Here is an 18694-nt window from a genome sequence, read left to right as displayed (position 1 = left end):
GCTTTCAATCTAACTTGTCGGTCACGAAGTGTAAACGGGCTTTTACACTTCGCGCAGATAATTCCTGGAATTCGCCTAAAATACGCAACAAAATAGCGAAAAATGAGATCTCGCCTAAGCTTTTTACTTGTAACGACTGTTTTTAAATACTTATACGCGATTCCATCCTGACATAATTCAGGAATCTGGGATCTTTCGCCACTGAACAAGATGCACTGTTGGAGAATGTTATCCAGCGTAACGATAAGAACAGGAGCACCATGATGAAAATGACGAAACTGACTACGCTTTTCCTGACGGCAACCCTTACCCTGGCAAGCGGTAGCGTACTGGCAGCCGATACAGGCTCCTCCGGCAGCAACGGCGACGCGAATGCCGCTGCCGAAGCGGGCCAGGTTGCGCCGGATGCAAAACAGAATATCGCGCCAAATAATGTTGATAACAGTAATATCAACACGGGCAATACCAACACCGGCGGTACGAATACCGGCACGATGAACCATGACGGTATGAGCACTGACGAAGTTCACAAAAACTCAATGTGTAAAGACGGGAAATGCCCGGACCCGAATGACAAAGTGGGCAGCGATGCCAATACCAAAACGGACGGTACTACCCAGTAACCTTCCGTAAGGTAAAAGAGGGAGAGCGAATGCTCTCCTTTTTTATTTAAGCTCTTAAAAACGCTACACTAAAAATAATAATAAATCAGGAACGATACCATGGCGCACTCCCATTCCCACTCCACTGGCGATGAAAATGCCAAACGGCTTCTGCTGGCTTTTGGCGTCACTGCCACCTTTATGATTATTGAGGTGACAGGCGGACTGATCTCCGGATCGCTGGCGCTGCTGGCCGATGCCGGGCATATGCTGACCGACGCTGCCGCGCTCCTGTTTGCTCTGCTGGCCGTGCAGTTTGCCCGTCGCCCTCCCAATGCCCGCCACACCTTTGGCTGGCTCAGACTGACCACACTTGCTGCGTTCGTGAATGCGATTGCACTGGTGGTTATTACCATTCTTATCGTCTGGGAGGCGTTTCAGCGCTTTCGTCATCCACAACCGGTAGCCGGAACGACGATGATGGTGATTGCTATTGCCGGGTTGGTCGCCAATATTCTGGCATTCTGGATATTGCACCGCGGCAGCAGCGAAAAAAATCTGAACGTACGGGCCGCGGCGCTTCACGTGCTGGGCGATCTGCTGGGTTCCGTAGGTGCCATCGTCGCCGCGCTGATCATTATGGGTACGGGCTGGACCCCCATCGACCCGATTCTTTCCGTGCTGGTATCGTGCCTTGTATTACGCAGTGCCTGGCGGCTGTTGAAAGAGAGCGTGAATGAACTGCTGGAAGGCGCTCCCACGTCGCTGGATATTGGCGAGCTAAAACGCAATCTGTGTCGTTCCATTCCTGAAGTCCGTAACGTTCACCACGTTCACGTCTGGCTGGTGGGTGAGAAACCGCTTATGACGCTGCACGTTCAGGTTATTCCGCCCCACGATCACGATGCGTTGCTTGAACGTATTCGGCACTTCCTTGAGCATCACTACGAAATTGCGCACTCCACCATCCAGATGGAGTATCAGCCCTGTAACGGGCCAGACTGTCACCTGAACGAGGCGCAGTCCGGCCACTCACACGAGCATCACCATTAGCGGGAAAGCGCGCGAGAGCCACGCTCACGCGCGCTGTTGATCCACATGCGGCTACCGTTCAGGGCAATGACGGTCAGCAGCATATACTCCAGCGACATGGCATAAACGCCCTGACGGGCAAAAATCACCACGCTAATCACGTTGATGACCACCCACAGCAGCCAGTTTTCAACGTATTTACGGGTCATCAGGATCATTGCGGCAATCGACAGCACCATCATGCAGGAATCCCAGAACGGGAAGGCATCAGGCTGAAGCTCAGGCATCGTCACGTTTAATCCCAGACCCGACATGACCGAGACCGCCACGCGCGTCAGGAAGGCAAATACCGGGTCAATAAAGACGGTCATAAAGCCGATTGCCACCACGCAGGCCGCGAGCCAGGCAATGGCTTTTGGCAACGGCAGCCAGCGGATTTGCAGCTCCGCCTCCTGCTGACTGTTTTGCCGCGACCAGGCGTACCAGCCATAGATATTGGCCGCGAAGAAGAACAGCTGCAGAAGCAGGCTGGCGTAGAGCTGGATCTGGAAGAAGATGATCGCAAACAGCGTGACGTTTATCAGCCCGAACGCATAGTTACTGATCTTCTCAAGGCTGGCCAGCCAGATACAGAGTAAACCGGCCAGCGTACCTACCGCTTCAATCCACGACAGGTCATAGCCGCCCGCACCAATCGGGATATGAACCAGGATATTCTGTGTGCTAAAAAAATCCATTTTTTCTCCGGGGCGTAATAAGTTAAGTACGTAGTGTAGCCGCAAAATCCAGCATACGGTTAAGCGGAATTAACGCGCCTTCGCGCAGGGCGGCGTCTACGTGGATCTCATGCGCTGCGCCACCGATCTCCAGCCCCTCCGCTATCGCCTTAAGTCCATTCATCGCCATCCACGGGCAGTGCGCGCAGCTTCGACAGGTCGCCCCTTCTCCGGCGGTTGGCGCTTCGAGCAGCTCTTTTTCTGGTACGGCCTGCTGCATTTTATAGAAGATACCGCGATCGGTCGCCACGATGAGCTGCTTGTGCGGCAGGGTTTTTGCCGCGTTTATCAACTGGCTGGTTGAGCCGACGGCGTCCGCCATCTCAACAATCGACTGCGGCGACTCCGGATGCACCAGAATTGCGGCCTGCGGGTATAAGCGTTTCATCCTGGTCAGTGCCTGGGTCTTAAACTCGTCGTGAACGATACAGGCGCCCTGCCAGCACAGTACATCCGCACCGGTCTGTTTTTGTACGTAGTTTCCCAGGTGACGATCGGGCGCCCAGATGATTTTCTCCCCCAGGCTGTCCAGATGTTCAATCAGCTCAACGGCAATACTGGACGTTACTACCCAGTCTGCCCGGGCTTTCACCGCCGCAGACGTATTGGCATAGACCACCACGGTACGGTCAGGGTGGGCATCACAGAAGGCGGTGAACTCATCAATCGGGCAACCGAGGTCAAGAGAACATTCGGCATTCAGCGTAGGCATCAGAATCGTTTTTTCCGGGTTGAGGATTTTTGCCGTTTCACCCATAAAACGAACCCCCGCGACCAGCAGCGTGGAGGCTGAATGCTTAGCACCGAAACGCGCCATCTCCAGGGAGTCTGAGATACAGCCACCCGTCTCTTCCGCCAGCTGCTGAATTTCCGGGTCGGTGTAGTAATGCGCCACCATCACCGCATCACGCTCTTTAAGGAGGCGCTTGATTTTTTCACGATAGAACTGCTTCTCATCCCGGCTTAGCGGAGCTGGCTTCGGCGGGAAGGGATAGATTGCGGTTTCGGGATCAAACATCACACTCATTATGGCTTCTCGTTTTACTGGCTTAACAATATTGCCTTTGTTTTGCATGAGCTAACAAAAATGAGGCAATGGTGTTTTATATACTAAACAAGATAGCGAATTTGAGGGGGAATGTCATCGGGAATTGATGCCGGTAGCATTTGTCGGCTGGTGGCTTCGCCTTACCCGACCAACAAGGTACTGGCGAAAGACAGATAGCAAAAAGGCGCCTTTAGGGCGCCTTTCTACACTGGTGGGCCGTGCAGGATGACTCGGCTTCGCCTCGCCCTTCGGGCCGTTGCTAAAGCAACGTTATCCTTCACGTGTAATATCTGAGTAAGACATTAAAATTGGTGGGTCGTGCAGGATTCGAACCTGCGACCAATTGATTAAAAGTCAACTGCTCTACCAACTGAGCTAACGACCCCTTGCGGGATGTACTTCAAATCTATTCAGGCTGGTGGGTCGTGCAGGATTCGAACCTGCGACCAATTGATTAAAAGTCAACTGCTCTACCAACTGAGCTAACGACCCATTCGGGTGTTGCCTGAATTATCACTCGGAACCAATAAAATTGGTGGGTCGTGCAGGATTCGAACCTGCGACCAATTGATTAAAAGTCAACTGCTCTACCAACTGAGCTAACGACCCGAGTGGTGGGTGATGACGGGCTCGAACCGCCGACCCCCTCCGTGTAAAGGAGATGCTCTACCAACTGAGCTAATCACCCACTCTGTACTGCCGGAACTGCTTTAAGTGGTGGGTCGTGCAGGATTCGAACCTGCGACCAATTGATTAAAAGTCAACTGCTCTACCAACTGAGCTAACGACCCACTTTTGCGCTGCTTTCACGTTGTTTGATATCCCGTGGCAACGGCGGCATATATTACTGATTTAAGAATTCTGCGCAACAAAAATTTCGATGAAGATCACTTAACTGCTTAGGAATCATGCTGCACGACCAGAAATAACGCGATTTCTGGTCATGCGATAATCAACCCATCGAACTCAAACGTTTTTGCGCTTGTTTGGCGCCGTCTGTACCCGGGAATTTCGCAACCACCTGCTGATAAACCGCTTTGGCTTTTGCAGTGTCGCCTTTGTCCTGCATGATCACGCCGACTTTATACATCGCATCCGGCGCTTTCGGTGATTTCGGGTAATTTTTCACCACAGAGGCAAAATAAAACGCCGCATCATCCTTTTTACCCTTGTTGTAATTCAACTGACCCAGCCAGTAGTTCGCATTTGGCTGATAAGTAGAATCAGGGTACTTCTTAACGAAGTTCTGAAACGCAACGATAGCATCGTCCTGGCGCGATTTGTCCTGTACCAGGGCAATGGCCGCGTTATAGTCCGTATTCGCGTCACCGCTCTGTACAGGCGCACCTGACGACGGGGAGGCATCTGCCGCAGGTGCAGGCGTCGCCGCACCGCTTTGATCGCCTGCTGCTGGCTGTGCTGCTGCTCCGCCACTGTTCAGGCTATCCATCTGCAACAAAATTTGCTTCTGGCGCTCCACAACCTGATTAAGCTGATACTGGCTCTCCTGAATCTGACCACGAAGGGAATCAATATCATTCTGGTTATCGGAAAGCTGCTGCTGGAGTTGAGTTAAAAGTTGGCTGTGAGCGTTAGAAATACGCTCGAGTTGTGTAACCCGGTCTTCTACCGAGCCTGAGCCGACACTACTGATTGGTGCCTGAGCAAAAGCGGCCCAGGGGGCCGCTATTCCAACCAGTAACGACAGACTCATCAGATGATGTCTGAAGTTACTGCTCATGCAATTCTCTTAGTAAACGAGTACGGCACGACGGTTTTTGGAGTAAGCCGCTTCGTCGTGACCCAGTACTGCTGGTTTTTCTTTACCGTAAGAAACGATGGAGATCTGGTCAGCAGAAACGCCTTTACCCTGCAAATACATTTTAACAGCGTTTGCACGACGTTCACCCAGGGAGATGTTGTACTCCGGAGTACCACGTTCGTCCGCGTGACCTTCTACGGTGACTTTGTAAGACGGGTTGCTACGCAGGAAGTTTGCGTGCGCATCCAGCATCGCAGCGAAGTCAGAACGGATGTCGTATTTATCCAGATCGAAGTAAACGATGTTGTTCTGCTGTAACTGCTGCATCTGAAGACGCGCTTGCTCTTCAGAAGACATATTGCCATTGCCGTTAGCGTCCATACCGGTGCCGGCACCCATCATGCCTTCGCCGCTCTGGTCATTGCTTGCGTTCTTGTTAGAAGAACACGCTGCGATTGCCATAACAGGCAGAGCGATCATCAGCCCCTTCAGCACTTTGTTCAGTTGCATTTCTAAGATTCCTTTAGTAATCAATTAATTATTATTACAGATACGGCGACCAGGCAGGTGATTTTACCTGTCCATCAGTTGCCGGAAGACGCGCTTTGAAACGCCCATCTGTAGAAACCAGATTCAGCACGGATCCCATCCCCTGAGAAGAGCTGTAGATTACCATGGTGCCGTTAGGTGCCAGACTTGGCGTTTCATCCAGGAACGTTGACGACAGTATTTGTACGCCTCCCGTTACCAGATCTTGTTTGGCAATGTGCTGCTGACCACCCGCAGTGCTGACCATTACCATTGTTTTACCATCGGCACTGACGTCAGCATCCTGGTTCTGAGAACCTTCCCAGGTAATACGCTGCGCTGCTCCGCCGTTGATATTCACTTTATAAACTTGTGGACGACCTGCCTGGTCGGACGTAAAGGCCAGATTCTGGCTGTCCGGGAACCAGGTTGGCTCAGTGTTATTGCTACGACCATCCGTGACCTGACGGATCTGACCAGAACCAATATCCATTACGTACAGATTCAGGCTACCGGTTTTAGACAGGGCAAACGCCAGTTTGGTACCGTCCGGAGAGAACGCAGGTGCACCGTTGTGACGTGGGAATGACGCAACCTGACGAACAGCACCGTTAGAGAGCGTCTGGATGACCAGCGCGGAGCGGCCGCTTTCGAAGGTCACATACGCCAGCTTAGAGCCGTCCGGAGACCATGCCGGAGACATCAGCGGCTGCGGTGAACGGTGTACGGTGAACTGGTTGTAACCATCGTAGTCAGAGACGCGCAGCTCATAAGGGAACTGGCCGCCGTTGGTCTGTACCACGTACGCGATACGGGTACGGAACGCACCTTTAATACCGGTCAGCTTCTCAAACACTTCGTCACTCGCCGTGTGGCCTGCGTAACGCAGCCACTGCTTGTTCACTTTATAAGTGTTTTGAGCCAGAACGGTACCCGGCGCACCGCCGGTATCAACCAGCTGATAAGCGACGTTATAGCCGCCGTCTGGCGCAGGGGTAACCTGCCCGACAACCACGGCATCAATACCCAGCGCAGACCATGCAGCAGGCTGAACGTCCTGCGCAGTACCCGGCTGCTGAGGCAGACGAGAACGATCTAAGGGGTTAAATTTACCGCTGTTACGCAGGTCAGCGGCAACGATGCCGCCAATATCTTCAGGCGCAGCGCCCGGGCCTGCCCACTGGAACGGAACGACACCAATCGGACGCGCCGAGTCCACCCCCTGGGTGATCTCGATACGTACTTCTGCGTGCAGTACAGCTGCCCACAGCATTAAAAAACTAACTGCTACACGTAATGCCTGCTTCATCATATCTCCCTTATCTGGGTAACCTTACCCACGATAATTTAGCAGAATGTTAACAAACCCAAATAGACAAAACTACTTATCCTGTTTACGACCATAGACTGTTTTTCATACTTCCGTTAGAAGAGTTGATTACAGCTTAAAGTCCAGTTTGGCATCTTTTATCCTTTCATAAACAGCCTCGCTAGGCGGTTTAGGAATGTTCGCCGATCTGGCTGCGGCCAGCGCAGCCTGACAGAGCGCAGGATCGCCCCCTTCAGACGTCACGCTTTTCAACCTGCCGTCTGGCGCAAGATTGATGTGCAGTACGCATTGCTTGCCCTGATACAGGCCTGCATCAAAGAGTCGGCTCTGAATCGCAACCTGGATCTGTTTGGCATAAGCACTGATATCTGCACCTGTTGCCCCACCGTTGGCTCCGGAGGTACCGCTGTCTTTTGACGGCTGTCCATTTCCTTTCGCCCCACCGCCCGTTTTCGGTGCATTCTTACCGGAACTCAGGTCGCCCAGCAGATCGTCAACTCCTGCGGCTGCGGCAGCTTTCTCAGCGGCAGCGGCCTTTTTAGCAGCGGCTTTTTCGGCTGCTGCTTTCTTATCGGCAGCGGCTTTCTCAGCTGCAGCTTTTTTATCAGCAGCGGCTTTTTCCGCAGCGGCGGCTTTTTCTGCCGCAGCTTTCTCAGCGGCAGCCGCTTTCTTCGCCGCTTCGGCGGCCGCTTTTTTCTCTGCTTCCTGGGCGGCTTTCTTCGCGGCTTCTGCTTCGGCTTTCTTCTGTGCGTCAGCAGCGGCTTTTTTCGCGGCTTCGGCTTCCGCTTTCTTCTTCGCATCAGCAGCGGCTTTCTTCGCGGCTTCTGCTTCGGCCTTCTTCTGCGCGTCAGCAGCGGCTTTTTTCGCTGCTTCTGCGGCTACTTTCGCCTGAGCATCTGCCTGCGCCTTAGCGTCTGCTGCGGCTTTGGCTGCCGCCTCCTCCGCCTGCTTCTGCTGTTCCTGCGCTTTCTTCGCTGCGGCTTCAGCCTGTTTCTGCTGCTCCGCCTGCTCTTTCGCGGCTTCCTGCGCCTGCAAACGCTCTTTCTCAAGCTGCTTCAAACGTTCCTGCTCGGCGGCCTGCTTTTCACGCAGCTCTTCCGCCTGCTGTTGCGCCTGTTTTTCACGCTGCTCTTCAGCGCGTTTTGCGCTCGCCTGCTGCTGTTGCTGACGATTATAGTTCTGCACTACCGCACCGGGATCTACCATGACGGCGTCGATGGATGAGCCTCCACCACCGCCCGATGCATCAATGTGCTCATCGAACGAACTCCAGATCAGCGCTGCAAAAAGAATCACGTGCAGCACTGCGGAGACGATTATCGCTCGCTTAAGCTTGTCGTTCTGTTCGGTTGCCTTTGACACTATCGGTTCCCAAAAACTACGCAGATGATCAAATAGGCTGAGTCATTAAGCCAACTGACTTAACGCCCGCGCTATGTAGCAAGTTCAGCGCTTTGATAATTTCATCATATGGTACGTCTTTCGCACCACCGATTAAGAAGACCGTCTTCGGATTTGACTCCAGGCGTCGTTGCGCTTCAGCAATAACCTGCTCTGGGGGGAGCTGATCCATACGATCCTTCTCGACCACCACGCTGTACTGCCCTACGCCGGAAACCTCAATGATGACCGGAGGATCGTCATTGGTGCTTACCGCCTGTGATTCTGTCGCATCCGGCAGATCAACTTCTACGCTCTGGGTGATGATGGGGGCTGTCGCCATAAAGATCAGCAGCAGCACCAGCAGCACGTCCAGTAACGGAACGATATTGATTTCGGACTTGAGCTCGCGACGACCTCGTCCACGCGATCTGGCCATGGTTTACCCCTTGTTGCTCTCGGTGCTGGTAAACGCCTGACGATGCAGAATCGCGGTGAACTCTTCCATAAAGTTGTCGTAGTTCAGTTCCAGTTTATTCACGCGCTGGTTCAGACGGTTGTACGCCATTACCGCCGGAATTGCCGCGAACAGACCGATTGCGGTCGCGATCAGTGCTTCTGCGATACCCGGTGCCACCATCTGCAAGGTTGCCTGCTTCACCGCCCCCAGGGCGATAAAGGCGTGCATGATCCCCCACACCGTACCAAACAGGCCGATATACGGGCTGATGGAGCCAACGGTTCCGAGGAAAGGAATATGCGTTTCAAGATTTTCCAGTTCGCGATTCATGGAAATGCGCATCGCACGCGACGCACCTTCTACCACGGCTTCCGGCGCATGGTTGTTAGCACGGTGTAAGCGAGCGAACTCTTTGAAACCACTATAAAAAATTTGTTCGGAGCCTGAAAGGTTATCACGGCGTCCCTGGCTTTCCTGATAGAGACGAGAAAGCTCTATACCCGACCAGAACTTATCTTCAAACGCTTCGGCTTCGCGGCCAGCGGCATTGAGGATACGCGTTCTCTGGATGATGATGGCCCAGGATGCGATTGAAAAACCAATCAAAATCAACATGATAAGTTTAACCAGAAGGCTTGCCTTCAGGAACAAATCAAGGATATTCATGTCAGTCACTGCTTAAACTCCGCGACAATAGACTTAGGAAGCGCACGAGGCTTCATTATGGTTGGATCAACACAGACAATCAGGACTTCAGCTGAGTTCAGTACCGTGTTCTCTGCATTGACTATCCGCTGCGTGAAAACCAGTGAAGTTCCGCGCATTGATGTAATTTCTGTTTGGACTTCGAGCATATCGTCGAGTCTGGCAGGCGCAAAATACTCAAGCGTCATCTTGCGTACCACGAAGGCAACTCGCTCAGCCAACAGCACCTGTTGACTAAAGTGATGATGGCGCAGCATCTCTGTGCGTGCCCGTTCATAAAAAGCAACGTAGCTGGCGTGGTAGACCACACCACCGGCATCGGTATCTTCGTAATAGACACGTACCGGCCATCGAAACAGCGTTGTATTCACTTTACATCCCGGTAATACAAGAAAAGTTGGAGCTTTCAAACTTCGCTACTATACGCGCGGGAATGATGGTTTGGAATGGGGGAAAGTAAACGGAGAGTAAATTTTTATGGGCTCGGGTAAGCCCATATCATTAACGGACATTTCTTATTCAGAAGAAGAAGAAAATCAAACCGGCGAGAAGAACCAGATCGGCAATCAGCGGGCAGAAGATGCCCTGCCAGTGAAGCGCTTTTGGACGAAAGCCGACACCGTGAATCACACCTGCACACACCGCCCACATAATCAAGAAGCCGTGCCAGATCTCAAGCTCGCTGGTTTTAGCCGCGAAGCGCGACGGGTCCCAGAAGATACAGCCCGCCAGCAGTAATGCCATAATGAGGGAAAGCGCCCGCAGGGGGCGCTTGTCCATTACCGCATATAACGTTGCGATAATATTCATTAGTGCTTATCTTCACCTGCTTTAGACGCTTCTACATGCTCAAGCGCCAGGGCAGTGATGACACCAAATGCACAGGCAAGAAGCGTCCCTAAAATCCATGCGAAATACCACATATTCAGCTCCTTACTTAATACATAGAGTGGGTGTTGCTTTCGATATGTTCTTTAGTGATGCGACCGAACATTTTCCAGTAACACCAGGCGGTGTAGAGCAGGATAATCGGCACGAACACGCAAGCAACGTACGTCATCAGGTTCAACGTCAACTGGCTGGACGTTGCATCCCACATGGTCAGGCTAGCATTCAACATGGTGCTGGATGGCATCACGAATGGGAACATAGCAATACCTGCCGTCAGGATAATGCACGCCAGCGTCAGGGAAGAGAACACGAACGCCATAGCGCCTTTCTCCAGACGAGACATTAACACTGTCAGCAGTGGCAGCAGCACACCCAGAGCAGGGATAGCCCATAGCGCAGGCATATTGTTGAAGTTCACCAGCCATGCGCCAGCCTGACGCGCCACCTCTTTGGTCAGCGGGTTAGACGGTGCGGTATGGTTAATGGCGGAGGTCACCACGTAGCCATCAATACCGTACACGACCCACACGCCTGCCAGCGCGAAGCAGACCAGCGTCACCAGCGCCGCCACCTGAGCGGTCGCACGAGAACGCAGGTGCAGTTCACCTACGGTACGCATCTGGAGATAGGTTGCGCCCTGGGTGATGATCATCGCCACGCTCACCACGCCCGCCAGAAGACCAAACGGATTCAGCAGCTGGAAGAAGTTACCGGTGTAGAACAGACGCATATATTCGTCGACGTGGAATGGTACGCCCTGTAACAGGTTACCGAACGCCACACCAATGACCAGCGGTGGAACGAAGCTACCGATGAAGATGCCCCAGTCCCACATGTTGCGCCAGCGGGTGTCTTCAATCTTGGAGCGGTAGTCAAAACCTACCGGACGGAAGAATAAAGAGGCCAGCACCAGAATCATCGCCACATAGAAGCCGGAGAACGCAGCCGCGTAAACCATCGGCCAGGCAGCGAACAGCGCGCCGCCTGCGGTGATCAGCCACACCTGGTTACCGTCCCAGTGCGGGGCGATGGAGTTGATCATGATTCGACGCTCGGTGTCATTACGACCGAGGAAACGGGTGAGCATGCCCACGCCCATATCGAAACCATCGGTGACCGCAAAACCAATCAGCAGAACGCCGATCAACAGCCACCAGATAAAACGCAATACTTCATAATCGATCATTTGATGACTCCTGTCTTAGCGTGCCGGCTGAGTAGTCGTAACAGACTGCTCGTAGTGGTAGCGACCGGTTTTCAGGCTGCTTGGGCCAAGGCGCGCGAACTTGAACATCAGGAACAGTTCAGCCACCAGGAACAGGGTGTACAGACCGCAAATCAGCAGCATGGAGAAGATCAGGTCGCCTGCGGTCAGGGAGGAGTTCGCTACCGCTGTTGGCAGCACCTCACCGATCGCCCATGGCTGACGGCCATATTCCGCAACAAACCAGCCGGACTCGATAGCAATCCATGGCAGTGGGATACCGTACAGCGCGGTGCGCAGCAGCCATTTTTTCTCACCGATACGGTTACGAATGACTGACCAGAACGAGGCCGCGATGATCAGCAGCATGATAATGCCGCAACCCACCATGATGCGGAACGCGAAGTACAGCGGCGCAACGCGTGGAATAGAGTCTTTGGTTGCCATCTGAATCTGCGCTTCCGTCGCGTCGGAGACGTTCGGGGTATAGCGTTTCAGCAGCAGACCGTAACCGAGGTCTTTCTTCACGTCGTTAAATTGATCGCGAACGGCCTGGTCGGTAGAGCCGGCGCGCAGCTGTTCCAGCAGCGAGTAGGCTTTCATCCCGTTACGGATACGCTCTTCATGCTGCACCATAAGATCTTTCAGGCCAGTCACCTGTTTGTCGACGGAGCGCGTGGCGATAATACCCAGAGCGTAAGGAATTTGAATGGCGAAGCGGTTTTCCTGCGCGTCCTGGTCAGGCACGCCGAACAGGGTAAACGCTGCAGGTGCCGGCTGGGTTTCCCATTCAGCTTCAATTGCGGCGAGTTTGGTTTTCTGCACGTCGCCCATTTCGTAACCGGATTCATCACCCAGAACAATAACGGACAGAATCGCGGCCATACCGAAGCTTGCTGCGATAGCGAAAGAACGCTTGGCGAACGCGAAGTCACGGCCGCGCAGCATATAGTAGGAGCTGATGCCCAGCACGAACATCGCGCCGCACACATAGCCAGACGCCACGGTGTGCACGAATTTAACCTGGGCAACCGGGTTCAGGACTAGCTCAGCGAAGCTGACCATCTCCATACGCATGGTTTCGAAGTTGAAATCAGATGCGATTGGGTTTTGCATCCAGCCGTTCGCCACCAGGATCCACAGTGCGGACAAGTTGGAGCCTAATGCCACCAGCCAGGTTACCGCCATATGCTGGACTTTACCCAGACGGTCCCAACCGAAGAAGAACAGACCTACAAAGGTGGATTCGAGGAAGAAGGCCATCAGACCTTCAATGGCCAGCGGCGCACCGAAAATATCCCCTACATAGTGGGAATAGTAAGACCAGTTTGTCCCGAACTGGAACTCCATGGTCAGACCGGTTGCCACGCCCAGCGCAAAGTTGATACCAAACAACTTGCCCCAGAACTTGGTCATATCTTTATAAATCTGTTTGCCGGAGAGGACGTAAACCGTTTCCATGATGGCCAGCAGGAACGCCATACCGAGCGTCAGCGGCACAAAAAGGAAGTGGTACATCGCGGTCAAGGCAAACTGTAAGCGCGACAGTTCGACTACGTCTAACATTATGACTCCTTGCTCATCGCATGAAGACTCCGAGAGTGAACCCCGTTAGATAAGGATCCACACGCATGCCCCAATACAAAGTTATCTGCTTCCCTTCTTCGTTGCTTATTCTCTACAGGAGGAAAAAGCAATGATGAAAGGTTACAAATACGTTAAGAAAAAACCAAATTGATCCCGTAAATATAATACGCTGCAAAACCCTTACAATAAACAGGTTTTTATTCGAACAGATTTACGTTTTTCGACGGCGATCAATTTATAGCAAAATTACCACTTTTCGGCCATTTTGATCGGGAACAATTTAACGCCTTTTGGAGCCTTTTTCCAAGGATTAAACATTGATTTAAATCAAAAACAGCCGGTACTGTTAATGATGTTTCTTTGTGATATGGATAGTAAAAACCTTGTTAATAACATGTATATTTAAAGGCATTAATGGTTATAAAAGCCAGAAGATAATATAAACAGTTGTGATTTTTATTAACGCGTGTGAAAAAAGACCTTTTTGCAGGGAGAGAAACATATAATGTTATCCGCTTCACAGTATTTTTCTTTCGCTTTACTACCCGCCTAAAAGATTACATTTCATTCACCTTCGCTAATCTTAAAATTAACACCTTTTGGTGACTATTTGATGAAATAAAGGCCGCAGGGGATGCGGCCTTGATATTGTTCTTGAGATTACCTTTCAATTTTGATGCTGAAGGTCCGTGACTGGCCTGGCCTGAAAGACCCCGTAATGGCTGAGCCCTCCTCCCCTTGCGCTTTGCACACCTCATTCATGTCCGTTTCGCAACAGGCCTGGACCTCACGGTTCACAGACAAAGCCACGTCACAGGAGCGGGTCTCCGAAGGGTTGTACAGACGAAGAATCATCTCGTCACGATCCTCCGCTTTTTTCAGCGCACTGAGTACACATCCGTTAGGCGCCAGCGTTAGCAGGCTATAGCTACAGGGTGTGGTGAAAGAGGCACGGTTAAGCTTCATCGCATCCCACGGAATTTTGTTATAACAGTGCACTGGCGTTAACCACGACTTCGCCTGCTGCGCAACGCCAGCACTGACGGGCGTACCATTAAAACTGAACAGGCTAAAGCGACAGGTTAACTGACCCCGCATCTGCGAATCAGGCACCGGCATTTTGATCCCGGACGGTCTGCCAGGGCGCAGAAGTAAGTCTTCCTTCCCAAGCAACCCGACGCCGCGAAGCAACGTCAGGGCAAACGTGTTTTGACGCTCACCTGTTACTTCAAATTCGCGCAACCCTTCGGTAAATAGCGCCATCCCGTTACGCCGTTCCTGGAGCACCGCGTAGTTGAGCAGATTCCACACCGGCAGCGGCGCTTCCTTCCATCCCTCCTCCTGCCAGTTTGCCATCGCTTCATCCTGTACAGGGCGCGTCAGCGAACCAAACTGGGTATCGGCTAAGACCGTCTCTGTGGTGAATGGTGTCGGGATCAGCACCCGCACACGGTGGTCATCCGCGTGATTTCCGAGACGTGCCTCGACGTCGATACGTCGGCTGTTATGGCTGAGCGTGACCGTGAGTTCTGCCTCAAGCGTTCCCGTCTGCTGACGCGCAGAACGTTCAGCGAGATCCGCTGGCACTGCCATTCGATGGCGGATCACCGCCCTGCTCTGCCAGGCCTCGTGGATCACCTCAACCTCATGTTCGCCCTGCGCGGAAGAGAGTCTCCACTCTTCCCGTGAAGGCGAGTAGTCGTACTCATCGCCATCATCCGAGCTCTCTTCAATTTCCAGCGCGCGGTCATAGATAAGCCCGGACGCTTTATCGAGCAAACGCAAAGTACCGTCCTCGTTTAACGTTACTTCCCAGAAAGCATTTTCCAGTAACGCCTCCGGCGATTTATCTGGCGTCTGCAGTTTGCCGGCCACGTGCGGCTCGATATAGAGCGTGCGGTAACCCATAGATGGCAGGATCTGTTTGAGCTGGATGTCAAACTCCATGAAGGGATCGTAGTTGCCGTAATGCACTATCTGCCGGTCAATCAGCCCGGGGTCTATCTCACGCGCGCTGCGGAGATAATAAGGGATTTCATTTCCCTTTTCGTCCAACAGGCGGAACTGGCTGGCGCGCAGACGTATCGTGGTGTTGATCACTTCCTCACGCGGCCAGGGCGTGAGGTTAAACATCACCAGTTTGTCTTCCTCGCTCTGCGGCATGTTGTCGACAATCTTGCGCATATAGAAACACGTCAGGTTATCGGCCATGTCTTCCGCCAGCTCAAAGCGTGACATCACCTCGCGATGCACTTTATCGCTGCAGCAGCAGCCGATACTGTCGTGGGCGTGATTCTTGAGGATCTCTTTCCACATTTTTTCCAGCAAGCCGTGGTGATAGTCAAAGCCCAGCGTCCAGGCAAGCGTAGCCAGCGGCTCGAGGACGTTGACGATTTTATTCTCTATCCGGGCGTGGGCGATTTTGATGTCCATCCGCGTGGAGCCGATCGTCCGGTGCACCCGCATATATTTACCGTCAATAAATTCCCCTTTCAGCGTCGCCAGTTCATCGCGGTGCGCATCGATATGGTCAAACACCTCCTCGAAGCGGCTCATCACAAACTGACGCTGCGGGTAGATTTTGCGCAGCTTATCCATCACCGCAAATATGTTCTGCTGGAGCGGCATCTGATCATGGCCGTTAGGCAGCAAAATTTCTTTCGTCACGGAGGCTTTTTCGAGCACCTCGAAGTAGTTGTCGAGCCGTTTGCGCAGTCCGGCTTCATCCTCCGGTAAGTACTTACCAATCGCGTAGCCCAGCGGCAGTACCTGTGCCGTCACTTCGCTGCCGTCCTGGCTTTGCCAGAGAAATTCGGTTTTATCGGTACCGTGCCGCTCGGAACACCCGCGCCAGAACATGGTGCGCGTGATGCCAAAACCGTTGTAAATGTGTGGCAGCTGGGAAGACATGCCGAAGGAGTCCGGCAGATAGCCAATTTTCATCGGCTCACCAAAGGCCAGACAGTCGCGCATGCCGTACATCAGATTGCGCACAATCGACTCGCCGGAGACAAGGGTGGTGTCCGTCTGGGTATACCACGGCCCGATAATCAGCTTCCCGGCCGCCACCAGCGCCTTCACGCGTGGCCTGTTTTCCGGTTTCACGGCAAAATAATCTTCCAGCACCGCCGTCTGGCCGTCGAGAACGTAGTATTTATACTCTGCGTCCTGCTCAAGACGGGTGAGGATCTCTTCCATATTATTGACCAGAAGAATACGTGACGCTTCGGTGGTGAAGTACCACTCCCGGTCCCAGTGCATATGTGGCGTTATATGAACGCGAGATACAGCTTTCATCTTCGTTTCCTGTCAGTGCGTGTTTAGGATGGTATGTCTTCAGTCACGTAGGTACCGCTCTTCACGGCCTGGCGTCGCCAGAGCAGTAAAATGAGCGTAGAGATTGCGGCGCCCACCAGCGCGGCGCCAAACCAGCCGGCAGCGGCTATCACGCCGCCCAGCCCGGCATCATGCAGTAAGAAGAGAGAGAAAATGCCCGCGCCCGGGGTGGAGAGCCCAATACCCATCGCTCCGACAATCGCTCCGGTCGCCATTGACCCCAGAACAAATGAGCCGATGACTCGCAACGGATCCTCGATAGCCATCGGAATTGCCCCTTCGGTGATGCCCGCCAGCCCCAGCAGCCAGGTGGATTTGCCGGTCTCAATTTCGAACTGTTTAAACAGATTCGGAGCCAGCATCGTTGATGCCGTCACGGTAAAGGCCGAAACCATTTTGACGGAGGCGAAGATCGCATAAGGCCCGTATACGCCGTTGGCCATCGCGCCCAGACAGAACGCGTAAGAGGCTTTGTTGACCGGACCGCCCAGATCGAACGAGCACATAAAGCCCAGGATCGCCCCCAGCAGCAACGCGTTCGCACCGGAGAGACCATTAAGCCAGGCGGTCAGGGCGTTATTGATCCAGGCCACCGGTTCGCCGATCACAAACAGCATCAGACTGCCTGCGCCCAGTACGCCAATCACCGGATAGAGATAAAAGGTCAGAAAGCCGTTGTAGCGGCTACTCAGCCGGATGTGGTTTTTCACCCAGCGCATCAGGTAGCCCGCAATCAGCCCGCCGACGATGGCCCCCAGAAAGCCGGAGCCGATCATATTGGCGGCAAGGCCCGCCGCAAATCCCGGCGTAAGCGCAGGTTTATCCGCCAGCGAGTAAGCGGTATAGGCCGCCAGAACAGGAACCATCAGAATGCCGAGCATCCCACCGCCCAGTTTGCGGTACATCCACAGCCACGAGTTTTCCTGATCGAACAGGTGCTGCAAGCCCAGGATTTGCGCCAGCAGTACCGACACGGCCAGCACCGTGCCGCCAGCGACGATCAGCGGCACCGCAAAGGAGATACCGCTGAGCAGCGCTTGCTTGAGTTCGGTTTTAACGGACTTTTTCGCGTCCGTGTCGACGTGCGCAGGACGCGCATCGGATACAGGCTGTAGCGCCAGCGCACGCTCAATGAGCGCTTCCGCATGGCGCAAGGGTTCCGCGACGGGCACGGAAATGGCGGGGATCCCCTGAAAACGCTCACGCTCTTTGATCGCCACTTCCGCCGCGAAGATACACGCTTTTGCCTCCTGCAAATGCTTCGCGGTGATGCGCCCCTCAATACCGTTTGCCCCCTGCTTTTCGACCACTACATTGACGCCGAGCTTACGTCCCGCTTTTTCGAGATATTCCGCTGCCATGTAGGTATGGGCGATCCCGGCCGGACAGGCGGTAACGCAGACGATCGTCGGGGCATTCTCTGCGACGGCGGTTTCTTGCGCCTCAGGCGCCGTTTCCAGCGCAGCAAGCACCGCTTCCGCGCTGGTCGCCGTCATCACGTGCGCCCTGAGATCGTCATCCGCCAGGCGGGATGTCAGTTCCGTCAGCACCTGAATATGCGTTGATCCCGCTTGTGCGGGAGGAATGGCGAGCAGAAAAATCAGCTCGACCTCCTCCGGTCCGTCCACGCCTTCCCAGATCAGCGGCTCGCGCAGTGTTGCCACGGCAAAAGCCGCTTCCTTTACTGCCGCTGATTTACCATGGGGTACGGCCAGCCCCTCGCCCAGCGCCGTCGGGCCAAGCGATTCGCGATGGAAAACCTCTGCCAGAAACGTATCGGCGTCGGCTATTTTGCCCAACGCTACCAGCCGCGTCGCAAGCTGACGGATTGCCTCATCACGGCTGGTAAACTGCGCCTGCACGCAGACAGCACGGGGGTCGGTCAGAGTCGTCAGGTTCATAAGATCCTCACCTATCCAAAGTTATTGTCTGGGGAGGATTGTGGCAGACTGGATAATACATTTATGTGATCATTTTCACTAACAACGATATTTGTATTTAATTTGTATTATTTACAAATCAGTCACTGAAGGCATAATTCCCCTAAAAAGGT

General features: G+C 53.4%; 17 protein-coding genes and 5 tRNA genes. 2 read left to right on the top strand and 20 right to left on the bottom strand.

The window, feature by feature from the left end; translation table 11 throughout:
- Positions 1 to 263: 263 nt before the first annotated feature.
- Entirely contained in the window at positions 264 to 623 is a 360-nt protein-coding gene (locus ACQG11_RS16895) for a protein YbgS (protein WP_022647477.1), read from the top strand.
- A 99-nt stretch (positions 624 to 722) separates the two neighbouring features.
- Positions 723 to 1655 (top strand): CDF family zinc transporter ZitB, encoded by a 933-nt coding sequence (gene zitB, locus ACQG11_RS16890; protein WP_426728602.1) that lies wholly within the window; start codon positions 723 to 725, stop codon positions 1653 to 1655.
- Here the strand turns inward: zitB and pnuC are convergent.
- The 20 genes from pnuC to mngA all read right to left on the bottom strand — a co-directional run bounded on the left by pnuC (position 1652) and on the right by mngA (position 18542).
- Positions 1652 to 2371 (bottom strand): nicotinamide riboside transporter PnuC, encoded by a 720-nt coding sequence (gene pnuC / locus ACQG11_RS16885; protein ID WP_022647475.1) that lies wholly within the window; start codon positions 2369 to 2371, stop codon positions 1652 to 1654. The genes zitB and pnuC overlap by 4 nt on opposite strands.
- A 22-nt stretch (positions 2372 to 2393) precedes the next feature.
- The gene (gene nadA, locus ACQG11_RS16880) at positions 2394 to 3437 is read right to left on the bottom strand and encodes a quinolinate synthase NadA (protein ID WP_023299618.1); all 1044 of its coding nucleotides are present in this window, start codon (positions 3435 to 3437) and stop codon (positions 2394 to 2396) included.
- A 330-nt stretch (positions 3438 to 3767) separates the two neighbouring features.
- Positions 3768 to 3843: transfer RNA gene (locus ACQG11_RS16875), tRNA-Lys, on the bottom strand.
- A gap of 31 nt (positions 3844 to 3874) precedes the next feature.
- Positions 3875 to 3950: transfer RNA gene (locus tag ACQG11_RS16870), tRNA-Lys, on the bottom strand.
- 41 nt (positions 3951 to 3991) lie between these two features.
- Positions 3992 to 4067: transfer RNA gene (locus tag ACQG11_RS16865), tRNA-Lys, on the bottom strand.
- A 3-nt stretch (positions 4068 to 4070) separates the two neighbouring features.
- A tRNA-Val gene (locus tag ACQG11_RS16860) sits at positions 4071 to 4146 on the bottom strand.
- A 27-nt stretch (positions 4147 to 4173) separates the two neighbouring features.
- A tRNA-Lys gene (locus ACQG11_RS16855) sits at positions 4174 to 4249 on the bottom strand.
- Between the two features lie 161 nt (positions 4250 to 4410).
- The gene (gene cpoB, locus ACQG11_RS16850; protein ID WP_045308831.1) at positions 4411 to 5199 is read right to left on the bottom strand and encodes a cell division protein CpoB; all 789 of its coding nucleotides are present in this window, start codon (positions 5197 to 5199) and stop codon (positions 4411 to 4413) included.
- A 9-nt stretch (positions 5200 to 5208) separates the two neighbouring features.
- On the bottom strand, positions 5209 to 5730 hold the full coding sequence (gene pal / locus ACQG11_RS16845; RefSeq protein ID WP_003858578.1) for a peptidoglycan-associated lipoprotein Pal: 522 nt from the start codon (positions 5728 to 5730) through the stop codon (positions 5209 to 5211).
- Positions 5731 to 5764: 34 nt separating this feature from the next.
- Positions 5765 to 7057 (bottom strand): Tol-Pal system beta propeller repeat protein TolB, encoded by a 1293-nt coding sequence (tolB, locus tag ACQG11_RS16840; protein WP_022647472.1) that lies wholly within the window; start codon positions 7055 to 7057, stop codon positions 5765 to 5767.
- Between the two features lie 129 nt (positions 7058 to 7186).
- Positions 7187 to 8440 (bottom strand): cell envelope integrity protein TolA, encoded by a 1254-nt coding sequence (tolA, locus tag ACQG11_RS16835; RefSeq protein ID WP_023299616.1) that lies wholly within the window; start codon positions 8438 to 8440, stop codon positions 7187 to 7189.
- A gap of 28 nt (positions 8441 to 8468) precedes the next feature.
- The gene (gene tolR, locus ACQG11_RS16830) at positions 8469 to 8897 is read right to left on the bottom strand and encodes a colicin uptake protein TolR (protein ID WP_003858589.1); all 429 of its coding nucleotides are present in this window, start codon (positions 8895 to 8897) and stop codon (positions 8469 to 8471) included.
- Between the two features lie 3 nt (positions 8898 to 8900).
- Positions 8901 to 9593 carry a Tol-Pal system protein TolQ gene (gene tolQ, locus ACQG11_RS16825; protein WP_022647470.1) on the bottom strand — a complete coding sequence of 231 codons (693 nt, stop codon included), beginning with the start codon at positions 9591 to 9593 and terminating at the stop codon, positions 8901 to 8903.
- Positions 9590 to 9994, bottom strand: a complete 405-nt coding sequence (gene ybgC / locus ACQG11_RS16820; RefSeq protein ID WP_003858593.1) for a tol-pal system-associated acyl-CoA thioesterase — start codon at positions 9992 to 9994, stop codon at positions 9590 to 9592. Before ybgC ends, tolQ begins: the two co-directional genes overlap by 4 nt.
- A gap of 148 nt (positions 9995 to 10142) precedes the next feature.
- Complete coding sequence (ybgE, locus tag ACQG11_RS16815; protein WP_003858596.1) at positions 10143 to 10433, bottom strand: cyd operon protein YbgE; 291 nt, start codon at positions 10431 to 10433, stop codon at positions 10143 to 10145.
- A complete protein-coding gene (cydX, locus tag ACQG11_RS16810; protein ID WP_014169181.1) occupies positions 10433 to 10546 on the bottom strand; it encodes a cytochrome bd-I oxidase subunit CydX in 114 nt (37 codons plus the stop codon). The genes ybgE and cydX overlap by 1 nt, the downstream gene beginning before the upstream one ends.
- A 14-nt stretch (positions 10547 to 10560) precedes the next feature.
- On the bottom strand, positions 10561 to 11700 hold the full coding sequence (gene cydB, locus ACQG11_RS16805; protein ID WP_426728601.1) for a cytochrome d ubiquinol oxidase subunit II: 1140 nt from the start codon (positions 11698 to 11700) through the stop codon (positions 10561 to 10563).
- A gap of 15 nt (positions 11701 to 11715) precedes the next feature.
- Positions 11716 to 13284 carry a cytochrome ubiquinol oxidase subunit I gene (cydA, locus tag ACQG11_RS16800; RefSeq protein WP_023299615.1) on the bottom strand — a complete coding sequence of 523 codons (1569 nt, stop codon included), beginning with the start codon at positions 13282 to 13284 and terminating at the stop codon, positions 11716 to 11718.
- Between the two features lie 681 nt (positions 13285 to 13965).
- Positions 13966 to 16602 (bottom strand): mannosylglycerate hydrolase, encoded by a 2637-nt coding sequence (gene mngB / locus ACQG11_RS16795; protein WP_426728600.1) that lies wholly within the window; start codon positions 16600 to 16602, stop codon positions 13966 to 13968.
- Positions 16603 to 16625: 23 nt separating this feature from the next.
- Positions 16626 to 18542, bottom strand: coding sequence for a PTS 2-O-a-mannosyl-D-glycerate transporter subunit IIABC (gene mngA / locus ACQG11_RS16790; protein ID WP_426728599.1), 1917 nt, complete (start codon positions 18540 to 18542; stop codon positions 16626 to 16628).
- Positions 18543 to 18694: the final 152 nt, after the last annotated feature.

Source organism: Enterobacter cloacae complex sp. 372C4, assembly GCF_050030615.1.
Taxonomy (GTDB): domain Bacteria; phylum Pseudomonadota; class Gammaproteobacteria; order Enterobacterales; family Enterobacteriaceae; genus Enterobacter; species Enterobacter intestinihominis.
Note: the sequence above shows the minus strand (reverse complement) of the source record. Positions and strands in the feature narration are given on the sequence as shown.